This window comes from Bradyrhizobium rifense (genome assembly GCF_008123425.1).
GTDB lineage: Bacteria > Pseudomonadota > Alphaproteobacteria > Rhizobiales > Xanthobacteraceae > Bradyrhizobium > Bradyrhizobium rifense.
This window is the reverse complement of record NZ_VSSS01000014.1, coordinates 257,007-268,361: the sequence shown is the minus strand read 5'-3', so window position 1 is coordinate 268,361 and position 11,355 is coordinate 257,007. Positions and strand designations below refer to the sequence as shown.

The 11,355-nt window shown below is 63.8% G+C and carries 9 protein-coding genes and 2 pseudogenes; 6 read left to right on the top strand and 5 right to left on the bottom strand.

What is annotated here, in order from left to right:
* Positions 1-392: 392 nt before the first annotated feature.
* The 3 genes from FXB40_RS08460 to FXB40_RS08450 form a co-directional block, all read right to left on the bottom strand.
* Positions 393-1,484 (bottom strand): TRAP transporter substrate-binding protein, encoded by a 1,092-nt coding sequence (locus FXB40_RS08460; RefSeq protein WP_045000937.1) that lies wholly within the window; start codon positions 1,482-1,484, stop codon positions 393-395.
* A gap of 194 nt (positions 1,485-1,678) precedes the next feature.
* A complete protein-coding gene (locus FXB40_RS08455) occupies positions 1,679-2,818 on the bottom strand; it encodes an Mrp/NBP35 family ATP-binding protein (RefSeq protein ID WP_187436733.1) in 1,140 nt (379 codons plus the stop codon).
* Positions 2,819-2,926: 108 nt separating this feature from the next.
* Positions 2,927-3,364 carry a VOC family protein gene (locus FXB40_RS08450; protein WP_148771736.1) on the bottom strand — a complete coding sequence of 146 codons (438 nt, stop codon included), beginning with the start codon at positions 3,362-3,364 and terminating at the stop codon, positions 2,927-2,929.
* A gap of 166 nt (positions 3,365-3,530) precedes the next feature.
* Between FXB40_RS08450 and FXB40_RS08445 the strand changes: the two are divergent.
* The 6 genes and pseudogenes from FXB40_RS08445 to FXB40_RS08420 all read left to right on the top strand — a co-directional run.
* Positions 3,531-4,427: pseudogene (locus FXB40_RS08445) on the top strand (NAD(P)-dependent oxidoreductase); the annotation flags it as partial.
* Between the two features lie 12 nt (positions 4,428-4,439).
* Positions 4,440-5,741, top strand: coding sequence for a sodium:proton antiporter NhaD (nhaD, locus tag FXB40_RS08440; RefSeq protein WP_148771734.1), 1,302 nt, complete (start codon positions 4,440-4,442; stop codon positions 5,739-5,741).
* A gap of 113 nt (positions 5,742-5,854) precedes the next feature.
* Positions 5,855-7,450, top strand: a complete 1,596-nt coding sequence (locus FXB40_RS08435; RefSeq protein WP_148771733.1) for a sensor histidine kinase — start codon at positions 5,855-5,857, stop codon at positions 7,448-7,450.
* 44 nt (positions 7,451-7,494) lie between these two features.
* The gene (locus FXB40_RS08430) at positions 7,495-7,698 is read left to right on the top strand and encodes a DUF1289 domain-containing protein (protein ID WP_148771732.1); all 204 of its coding nucleotides are present in this window, start codon (positions 7,495-7,497) and stop codon (positions 7,696-7,698) included.
* Positions 7,699-7,726: 28 nt separating this feature from the next.
* Positions 7,727-8,281, top strand: coding sequence for a TIGR02281 family clan AA aspartic protease (locus tag FXB40_RS08425; RefSeq protein ID WP_148771731.1), 555 nt, complete (start codon positions 7,727-7,729; stop codon positions 8,279-8,281).
* A gap of 189 nt (positions 8,282-8,470) precedes the next feature.
* Positions 8,471-9,133, top strand: a complete 663-nt coding sequence (locus tag FXB40_RS08420; protein ID WP_187436732.1) for an outer membrane protein — start codon at positions 8,471-8,473, stop codon at positions 9,131-9,133.
* Between the two features lie 48 nt (positions 9,134-9,181).
* Here the strand turns inward: FXB40_RS08420 and FXB40_RS49030 are convergent.
* Together FXB40_RS49030 and FXB40_RS08410 are read right to left on the bottom strand one after the other, a co-directional pair.
* Positions 9,182-9,286: pseudogene (locus FXB40_RS49030) on the bottom strand (tRNA dihydrouridine(20/20a) synthase DusA); the annotation flags it as partial.
* A gap of 254 nt (positions 9,287-9,540) precedes the next feature.
* Positions 9,541-11,298 (bottom strand): adenylate/guanylate cyclase domain-containing protein, encoded by a 1,758-nt coding sequence (locus tag FXB40_RS08410; RefSeq protein ID WP_148771729.1) that lies wholly within the window; start codon positions 11,296-11,298, stop codon positions 9,541-9,543.
* Positions 11,299-11,355: the final 57 nt, after the last annotated feature.

Here is an 11,355-nt window from a genome sequence, read left to right as displayed (position 1 = left end):
ATTTCTTGCTCAGCCTGGTCGTGTCAAACGGCTTCGAAGCTCGGCTGAGCCCCAACTCCATCCGCGCGTCATTGCGAGCGCAGCGAAGCAATCCAGAATCTTTCCGCGGAGGGACCCTGGATTTCTTCGCTGCGCTCGCAATGACAGCGTGGGAGCAGGCCTGCGCCAAATGACCACGCCGACCAAGGCTGCGCGGCGATGCCCCTTCCCTCTAATTTATCCCAATGCGTCAAACTGTTGGCGGTAGTCACCGCGCAACATGCCGTCACCCCGTCTCTACTGTGCATGGGGTTGTTTTGCGGATTTTTGTTCGGCGCCCGATACGCTGCCAAAGAAAAAGCCCGGCCTCGCGAACGAGGCCGGGCCATTTGGTCTTACGACTTGTTCGAAGATCAGCCGCGGGTGCGCGAGCGGATCATGAAGCTGTCGTAGGTGTATTCGGCGACCTGCCACCACAGATATTCGTCGGAACGGTAGGCCTGCATGGCGTCGATCGACTTCTTGAAGTCGGCGTTCTTGGCCGAGATCTCGCCCCACAGCTCGTTGGTGGCCTTGAGGCAGGCTTCGAGCACTTCGTTGGTGAAGGGACGCAGCTGGGTGCCGCCGGCGACCAGACGCTTCAGCGCGCCCGGGTTCTGCATGTCGTAACGCGCGGCCATCCAGGTATTGGCGTTGGCCATCGCGTTGGTGAGGATCGCCTGGTAGTTCTTCGGCAGCGAATTCCACTTGTCGAGGTTGGTGAAGGCGTGGACCATCGGACCGCCTTCCCAGAAGCCCGGATAGTAGTAGTACTTGGCGACCTTGGCGAAGCCGAGCTTCTCGTCATCGTAGGGGCCGACCCACTCGGCCGCGTCGATGGTGCCCTTTTCCAGCGCCGGATAGATGTCGCCGCCGGCGAGCTGCTGCGGCACCACGCCGACCTTCTGGAGCACCTGGCCGGCGATGCCGCCGATGCGCATCTTGAGGCCCGAGAGATCCGCAACGGTCTTGATCTCCTTGCGGAACCAGCCGCCCATCTGGGTGCCGGTGTTGCCGCAGGGGAAGCCGATCACGTTCGACTTCTTGAAGAACTCGTTGCCGAGCTGCTCGCCGCCGCCCTGGTACCACCAGGAGTTCTGCTGGCGCGCGTTGAGGCCGAACGGCACCGAGGCGTAGATCGCCCAGGTCGGATCCTTGCCGACGTAGTAGTACGACACGGTGTGGCACATCTCGACCGTGCCGTTCGAGGTCGCATCGAGCGCCTGCAGGCCGGGGACGATTTCGCCGGCGGCGAACACCTGGATCTGGAACTTGTTGTCGGTCATTTCGGCGACGTACTTCGCCACCTGCTCGCCGCCGCCATAGATGGTATCGAGCGACTTCGGGAAGCTCGACGTCATGCGCCACTTGATCTCGGGCGAGGACTGCGCAATCGCCGGCGAGGCTACTGCTGCGGTTGCCGCCGCGCCTGCTGCCGACACTTTCAGAAAATCACGACGCTTCATCTTCAGGTCTCTCCTTGTTGGGGCGTTTCCCCGAACTTCCTCATTTGCTGCCGCTCATTCCGACGACGCGATGCGGACCGCGCCGAACCGAAGGGGCTTCGCTGCCGTGGCGTTTAACACGGAAGCCCTTGCCGCGGAACGCGACATTGGCATGACGGGGGACGACCAAAGTCGCATGTTCCCAGACAATCGGCTCAAGCGGCTGCGATGACGCCCTTGAGCTGGTCCCGGACCTGTCCCGCGATGGCGCGATAGATCGCCGCATGGGGGCCGTCCGGCTCGCTGTCGACGACGGGATTGCCGGCGTCCGAGGTGGCGCGAATCGCCATGTGCAGCGGGATTTCGCCCAGGAACGGTACCTGGAGCTTCTCGGCCTCGTGGCGCGCCCCGCCATGACCGAAGATGTCGGATTTCGTGCCGCAATGCGGGCACTGGAAGTAGCTCATGTTCTCGACGATGCCGAGCACGGGCACGTTGACCTTCTTGAACATGGCAAGCCCGCGCCGCGCGTCGATCAGGGACAGGTCCTGCGGGGTCGAGACGATCACCGCGCCCTTCAGCGGCACGTTCTGCGCCAGCGTCAGCTGGGCATCGCCGGTGCCCGGCGGCATGTCGACGACGAGTACGTCGAGCGTGCCCCACGCGACGTCGCGCAGCATCTGCGTCACCGCCGACATCACCATCGGGCCGCGCCAGATCATCGCGGTCTCTTCCTCGACCAGGAAGCCGATCGACATGATGGCGAGGCCGAAACGCTTGAGCGGAATCATTTTCCGCTCGCCGTCCAGCTCCGGCTTCTCGTGCAGGCCGGTCAGCCGCGGCACCGAGGGGCCGTAGATGTCGGCATCGAGCAGCCCGACCTTGAGGCCGAGGTCGCGCAAGCCGAGCGCCAGATTGAGCGCGGTGGTCGATTTGCCGACGCCGCCCTTGCCCGAGGCGACTGCGATCACGGCGGCGACGCCCGGAATTTCGGACTGCCGCGCCATCGGCGATTGGGCACCGCCCTGCGGCGGCGGCTTGTGGGCGTGGACCGACTGCACGCCCGGCGTACCGCGGCTCGGAGTTGGCGGCGGAGGTGCCGCACCCGCCTTGCGTTCGGCGGTCAGCGCCACCATCACAGTGGTGACGCCGGGAATGCCGCGCACGGCGGCCTCGGCTTCGGCGCGGACGGATTCCCAGGCCCGCGCCTCGGCGGCATCGACATTGATCGAGAAGAACACCTTGCCGTCGGAGGCGCTGATCGCGCTCAGCACATTGGCATTGGTGAGCGCGACCCCGCGGGGCGACTTGATCTTGGCGAGGCTGTCGAGAACCTGTTGCTGCGTCACGCTCAAAGCGCATCTCCTGGAGTAGAGCATGATCCGGAAAAGTGTAGGCGGCTTTCCGATAAGATCATGCTCAAGGCTTGAGGATGCCCCATTAGAGCGGAAACGGCCAAAAGGCTACTGCTTGCCGATATCGTCAGCCATCTCGGCGGGCGCCGCCCCCTGCTCCTTGGCCGCCTCGTAATTAAGCTCGATCATGACGCCATTGGGGTCATGGACGAAGATCTGCCAGAGATCGCCGCCGGGCACCTGGCGGGAGTCGAATTTCATGCCCTTGGAGGCCAGCCGCTGCTTCATGCCGTCAAAACCGGTGCTGGCGAAGGCAACGTGGTGGACCACGCCGGAATCCGGCTTCTGTGGCTCCGAGGTCGGGGAAATATCGACGAGGTGCACCACCGGCTTGCCCTCGCTGTACATCCAGGCGCCCGGGAAGGCGAAGTTCGGCCGGGCGCCTTTTTCCAGGCCCAGCACGTCCTCGTAGAAGCGGACCGTCTCGGCCAGATTCCGGGTCCGGATGTTGAAATGATCGAGGACGCCGACGCTCACGCCACCCATGCCTTCGCTCCCTTGTTTTGAAGTCCTTGAGGTCCGCCATCCTAGCACAGGAGGCCGCCAAACGAAGCCGTTGCCCTCCGGCGGCAAGGGTTTATGGTGCGCCCGGTCCGCCCAAGCGCGGAACCTCAGGACCCCCGGCTGGCGCCCCTCGCCCGGCTGCAACCGTAAAACTCAAGCTACGGACACACACATGGCTAAAGTCGCTTTCCTCGGTCTCGGCGTGATGGGCTTCCCCATGGCCGGACACCTCGTGAAAAAAGGGGGCCATGAGGTCACCGTCTACAACCGCACCGCCGCCAAGGCGAAGGAGTGGGCGGACAAGTTCGGCGGCAAGACTGCGGCGACCCCGAAGGCCGCGGCCGAAGGCCAGGATTTCGTGATGTGCTGCGTCGGCAACGACAACGATCTGCGCGCGGTCACGATAGGCGCCGACGGCGCCTTTGCCGGCATGAAGAAGGGCGCGACCTTCGTCGACCACACCACCGCTTCCGCCGAAGTCGCACGCGAGCTCGATGCGGCCGCGACCAAGGCCGGCTTCAAGTTCATCGACGCCCCCGTCTCCGGCGGCCAGGCCGGCGCCGAGAACGGCGTGCTGACGGTGATGTGCGGCGGCGCCGACGGCGCCTATTCCGGCGCCGAGCCGATCATCACGGGCGCCTATGCGCGGATGTGCAAGCTGCTCGGGCCCGCCGGAAGCGGCCAGCTGACCAAGATGGTCAACCAGATCTGCATCGCCGGCCTCGTGCAGGGCCTCTCCGAGGGTATCCACTTCGCCAAGAAATCCGGCCTCGATGTGGCGGCCGTGATCGAGACCATCTCCAAGGGCGCGGCGCAGTCCTGGCAGATGGAGAACCGCTACAAGACCATGAACGAGGACAAGTACGATTTCGGCTTCGCGGTCGAATGGATGCGCAAGGACCTCTCGATCTCGCTGACTGAGGCCCGCCGCAACGGCGCCAATCTGCCTGTCACCGCACTGGTCGACCAGTTCTACGCCGAGGTCGAGAAGATGGGCGGCAAGCGCTGGGATACGTCGAGCCTGCTCGCGCGCCTCAATCGCTGACCTGACACTGCCTTGCTGACCGCGATCGCCGCAATCTTCGTCCTGACCTATGCGGCGATCGCGTTCGAGCATCCCCTCGGGATCAGCAAGACCGCGACCGCGCTGCTCGGCGCAGGGCTGCTGTGGACGATCTACGCAGTCACGATCGGCGATCACGCGCTGGTCGGTCATCAACTCGACGAATCCGTCGCCTCGACCGCGCAGATCGTGTTCTTCCTGATCGGCGCGATGACCATCGTCGAGGTGATCGACGCCCATGACGGCTTCGAGGTCATCACCTCGCGCATCAACACCACGAGCCAGGTCACGCTCATGTGGCTGGTCGGCTTCGTGGCGTTCTTCCTCAGCGCGATCCTGGACAATCTGACCACCACCATCGTCATGGTCTCGCTGATCCAGCGGCTGATCGCAAGGCGCGACGACCGCCTGCTGTTCGCCTCCCTCATCGTCATCGCCGCCAATGCCGGCGGCGCATGGACTGTGATAGGCGACGTCACCACGACCATGCTGTGGATCGGCGGACAGATCACGCCATTGAACATCATGCGCGCGGTGTTCCTGCCCTCGCTGGTCAATCTGCTCGTGCCGCTGGCCTTCATCAGCCTGTCGCTGAGGGGCAAGACCATCGCGGCGCCACCGAGAGACAACGGATTGCTCGCCGTCGACCGGTTCGAGCGCAATCTGATGTTCTATCTCGGGCTCGGCGTGCTGATCGCGGTGCCGGCCTTCAAGACGGTCACGCACCTGCCGCCCTTCATGGGCGTGCTGCTCGGCCTCGGCATCGTCTGGCTGGTCGGCGAGATCGTTCATCGCGACAAGGACGAGCATTTGCGCCGTCCCCTCTCGCTCGCGCATGCGCTGACCCGGATCGACATGGGCTCGATCGTGTTCTTCATCGGCATTCTGCTGGCGGTCGCCTGCCTCGAACATGCCGGCCTCCTGACGATGCTGGCCCGATGGCTGGAGGCGACCATCGGCCGGCAGGATGTCATCGTCGTCGTGCTCGGCCTGCTCAGCGCCATCGTCGACAACGTGCCGCTGGTGGCCGCGACCATGGGCATGTACGACCTCGGCCACTACCCGCCGGACAGCTTCCTCTGGGAGTTCATCGCCTATTGCGCCGGCACCGGCGGCTCGATCCTGATCATCGGTTCTGCTGCAGGCGTTGCTGCCATGGGGCTCGAGCGGATCGAGTTCCTCTGGTACGCCCGCCGCATCGCCGTGCCCGCGCTTGCGGGCTATCTGGCCGGCGCCGTGGTCTATGTCGCGCAGCATGCCTGGCTGAGCGGAGCGGTCATCGGGATCCAAAATTAACGCCCGGTTAACGTAATTCTTTAGCTCCTTAAGTCACCTCTTAAGGATTTCTTGCCAGAGATAGACAATGCAGAAGGCCCGCGTCCTACGTGGGCAGGAATCGTTGTTGCTTGATGAGTAACCCCGCTGAAAAGCCTGAAGTTGTGCAGCTTCCGGCCGAGCCAATCAGCGCTCCGTCGGCGAGCAGCCGAAGGGCTGCGTCGCAGCGGGTGCGCGAAGCGCGCGATAAGTTAACGTCGACCAGCGGAACCCGGCCGGCCTTCGACGCCGAGCTGTTGCGCCAATATGCCCAGACACGCCTGTCCGCCTCCTATGTCGTGATGCTGCTGGTGGTTGCCACCGGCGTGCTGTTCGGACTGTGGATGCAACCGATCCCGGCCGCAGCCTGGACCGCCGGCATGATCTGCCTTCACGTGGCGATGATCCGCAGCTGCCGCCGCTTCCTGGCCGAGCCCGCCTCACCTGCGGCGACGCGCACCTGGCGGACACGCTTTGTCGTGCTCGATTTGCTCTACGGCCTGTGCTGGATGGCGATCCTGATTCATCCCGTGCTCGACATGGTCACGGAAACGCTGATGATGTTCCTGATGCTGCTGGTGATCGCAGTGTCGAGCATGTTGGCGGCCAACCTGCCGATCGCCGCACTTGCCGCCACCGCGCCGGTTGCGGTCGCAATGGCGTTGAGCTTTGCGATGAGCGGTTCGCTCGACAACTACATCCTGGCCGCGCTGGCGCTCGCGGCCGAAGGCTATTTCGTGCTGCTGGCGCATCGCCTGCACTCCTCGACCTTCGCCACGCTCGAGGCGCGCGCCGAGAAGGATGCGCTGATCGGCGAGCTCGAACAGGCCAAGGCGATCTCGGACGAAGCGCGGCACCGCGCCGAATCCGCCAACGTCGCCAAATCACGCTTCCTCGCGCAGATGAGCCATGAACTGCGCACGCCGCTCAACGCCATCCTCGGCTTCTCCGAGGTGATGAAGAGTGAGATTTTTGGCGCGCATGCCGTACCGGTCTACAAGGAGTATTCCGGCGACATCCATAATTCCGGCGTGCACCTGCTCAACCTCATCAACGAGATCCTCGATCTGTCGCGGATCGAGGCCGGCCGCTACGAATTGAACGAGGAAGCGGTGTCGCTGGTCGGCGTCGTCGCCGACTGCCACCATTTGATGAAGCTGCGCGCCTCCAGCCGCGGCATCACCATCCACGAGGTGTTCGAGCAGGCGATGCCGCGGCTCTGGGCCGACGAGCGCGCGATCCGCCAGGTCGTGCTCAACCTGCTCTCCAATTCGATCAAGTTCACCCCGCAAGGCGGCGAGATCTGGCTCAAGGCGGGCTGGACCGCTTCGGGCGGGCAGTATCTGTCGGTGAAGGACTCCGGCCCCGGCATCCCCGAGGAGGAGATCCCGGTCGTGCTCGCCTCGTTCGGCCAAGGCTCCAACTCGATCAAATCGGCCGAACAGGGCGCAGGCCTCGGCTTGCCCATCGCCAAGAACCTGATCGATCTGCATGGCGGCACGTTCACGCTGAAGTCGAAGCTGCGCATCGGCACCGAGGTGATCGTCACCTTCCCGCCGGAGCGCGTGATGAGCGCGCTCGCGCCGCTGTCGGAGGAAGCGCCGCCGCTGCAGCCCGAGAGTGCCATGGTGCCCGACGAGAAGCGCAGGCCGCGCCACAAGCCGATCATGAGCGCGGGCACGGGCTCTTAACGACATGCTTGCAGACATGCCCGCCAATCCTTCACTATGTCCGGATGAGCAAGGATACGCCGTGCGTCGCCGTCTGCATGATCGATCCCAAGACCAAGCTGTGCTTCGGTTGCGGCCGGACCTTACCGGAGATCGCGCGCTGGCACGCCATGGAGAGCGCGGAACGGCTCGCAGTGATGGCGCTGTTGCCCACGCGCATGGTGGATGCCGGCTTGCAGCCGATCGCGGGATCGTCGAAACGCGCTTGACCGGTGAGCGCGCCATCGGAGGCGCGCAATGATCCGCTTCCTGCTCGTTCTCATCACGCTCGCCGCCACCGCCGGCGCCGTGGTCGCCTATGGCGATCCCGACCAGATCGCGCGCGCAAGCCACAAGGTCTCGCACATTTTTCGCGCGCAAACGACAACGCCTGCCCCCGCCGTGCAGATTCAGCGCGGCCAGGGCGGCGAGTTCGCGCTGCGCGCCAAGATCAATGGCGTCGCCGCGCCCATGGTGATCGATACCGGCGCGACCTCCGTGGTGCTGACCTGGGAAACCGCCAAGGCAATCGGGCTGCCGCTCGAGATGCTCGAATATGACGTCGATCTCGAAACCGCCGGCGGCCACACCAAGGCGGCGCGGCTCACGATCGACCGGCTCGCCGTCGGCCATCTCGTCGAGAAATCCGTGCCGGCCCTCGTCGTGCCGCGCGGCCTGATGAAGACCAATCTGCTCGGCATGAGCTTCCTCGATCGCCTGGAGAGCTGGGGCGTGCGGTCCGACACGCTGATGCTCACCGGCTACCCGGAGCTCCAGAGCAGCCACCGCCGGCCGCGCACGGCGGTCGATTGAGGGCGGCGCTCTCCGTCCGCGCACGGTCACTTCGACAGACTCGTCATCCATCCCACTAAACGATCACGGCTGTGGCATTTTCGCCATTTACAAACCGTCCAGTCGGTTTATAAGAGAACTATTCCCGGATCGGGGTTGGACGAGCGCCGCTCCGCGTGACGGAGGCGGCCGAGTGGGAGATTGAAAGTGATGACTGCCAGAGCCGCCTTACGTCGCGCGATGCGCACCCTGCCCTTTGCCGCGGCATTCGTCGCGAGCGGCGCCAGCGCAGCCGATCTATCGCCGCATTACGCCGCACCGGCCTACACGGCGCCGCAGCCTGCCTATTCCTGGACCGGTCTTTATGCCGGTCTCAACGCCGGCTACGCCGAGAGCGGCGACACCGCCTTCAACAATCTCGTCGGGGTGACCGGCGGCAAGGTCAAGGGCGCGTTCGGCGGCGCGCAGATCGGCTACAACTACCAGCTCTCGCCGATGTTCGTGGTCGGCATCGAGAACGATTTCGAAGGCGGAGACATCAAGAACCGCGACGCGATCAACAGCGCCGCGGTCAGCCTGCCCTGGTACATGACCGGCCGCGCCCGCGCCGGCATCGCGACGATGGATTCACGGCTGCTGTTCTTCGGGACCGCAGGTCTTGCCACCGGGGAATTGAAGGACGGCCCTATCAACAAGATGAAGATGGGCTGGACCGCGGGTGGCGGCGTTGAATGGGCGTTTCTGCCGAAATGGTCGGCCAAGGCCGAGTATCTCTACACCGAGTTCAAGCACGACGACCTGCCGGACTGGAACGCCGCGAAATTCCACAGCTTCCGCGTCGGCGTGAACTACCATTTCGACCTGTTCCGCTAAGCGCGATCGAGAGAGAGTTGGAATCTGCGATCCGGCTCTTTCTCGTTGTTAGGCAGCCTCCGCCGGCGCGCGTGCACCAACACGCGCGATCGCATCACGCAAGACGTCGACGCCGGCGCCCGGCTTCACACCGTGCTCGGCGAGATGGCGGCGGCTAGTGCAAAACGACCTGATCCCCTCTACGCCAAGAGCCGCAAATCCTGTACATCCGGACCGGATACGAAGCTCCTCATTCGCAATGAACCGTCAGCTCTCGCACTTCCCCGGGCCTGCCAACCTGGATGTCGCACGATTTTCGGAACGTCGGCAGTCCTGTTCGATGACCTCGCTCGCTAGCTGCAGTTCAAACCGTGACTAGCGCGCGGGCTGAAAGTCGTTCAGAGATGACTGGGATCGCGGCGTCGCGCTCAACCCCGATCTCCGGCTGCAAGGTGGACACCCTCGACCCGTAGCGCATAATCCTCGGGCCGCATCCAGGGCGGCCTGTGCTGCCAACGCTGAAGCTGCTCCACCGATTGCGGGGGAACATGTTCCAGTGCTTCGCGCGCCTCGTCGAATTGCCCGAGATGAGCGAGCGACGCAGCGACGTATTCGTAAGGGGGAGCATAACTCGGACGCAGGCGAATAACTTGGCGCAATGTCTGCAGCGCAGCGACGAAATCGCGTGAAAAAAACTGCAAAAACGCACGCCAGATCGACCAAAGCCAAATCAGAGGATCGTGTGGGCTGGCGCGCATTGCCTGCTGCAATCTCTCGAGTGCTTCCTCTCGATAGCCGCCGAACCCTAGTACACAACCAAGCATGCTGATGACAAAGGCACTGTTTGGATTGAGGACAACCGCGATGCGCGCTTCCGCGATCGCCGCCTCCCAGTCGCCGCCCCACATCATCATGTGTGCCAGCACGGCATGCGCCGTCGCATCCTTATCGTCGAGCGATACCCCGATTTGCGCTTCTTCACGCGGGGTTCGTTGAACCTCCAAGAAGGGGCGACTCGAGAAGTGCCAGATATCCCACTGGAGAGCCAGTGCGTATCCGTAGTGGCCGGGAGCGAAATTCGGATCGAGCGCGATGGCTCGGCGAAAAAAAGCCTGTGCGGTCCGGTTTTCCTCCGGTCCGTATTTGTTGAAGTGCCAAAGTCCTCGCTGATAGGCTTCCCAAGCATCGAGCCGCTCCGGCGGCTTGCGCAACACTCGCTGCTGCTCGGCCTCAGCCAGCGCCGGCTCGATGACTCCCGCAACACTCGCCGTGATCTCGTCCTGCACGGCAAAGATATCGCTGAGGTCGCGGTCGTATCGCTCGGCCCAAATATGGGCGCCGGAGGTCGCATCGATCATTTGCGCGGTGACGCGCACTCGATTGCCGCCCTTGCGCACCGATCCTTCGAGCACATAGCGCACACCCAGTTCGCGAGCCACCTGCTTCACAGCAACTGCCTGGCCCTTGTAGGTGAAGGTCGAGTTGCGAGCGATCACAAACAGCCACCGAATGCGGCTCAATTCAGTGATAATATCCTCAACCACGCCGTCGGCGAAATATTCCTGCTCGGGATCACCACTCATATTCTGAAATGGCAGTACCGCGATCGAGGGCTTGTCCGGCAGGGCGAGCGCCGGCCTCTCCCTTGGCGCGCTCCGGCCAATCGGTACGCGATAGACACGCACCGGTCGCGCGATGTTCTTGAGCTGCTGCAAGCCCATATCCTCGAAGTGGACGGTGAACTTGTCGCGCACTTGCTGATAGGACGACTCCGAGATGCAGATGCCGCCGGGCTCAGCTATACTTTCTAACCTCGCCGCGACATTCACTCCGTCGCCATGAATGTCCTCGGCGTCGATCATGATATCGCCAAGATTGATCCCGACGCGAAACTCGATCCGCTGCTCATCTGTAACATCCGCGTTGCGCTCGGCCATGCCACGCTGAACGTCCATCGCGCAGCGCACGGCGTCCACCACGCTCGGAAACTCGATAAGGATGCCGTCTCCGGTGGTCTTGACGACGCGCCCACGGTGCTCCGCAATCTCCGGCTCCATCAATTCACAATGGCAGGCCTTCAGGCGTGTGAGAGTGCCTTCCTCGTCAGCTCCCATGAGCTGGCTATAGCCAGCCACATCGGCGGCCAGGATGGCGGCGAGCTTGCGTTCGATCCGCTCGGGAGGCACAAGGGAGCCCTCTCTTCACCTGCAGCGAAAGCCTAGCCCAAAGGCCCCCGCCATTTC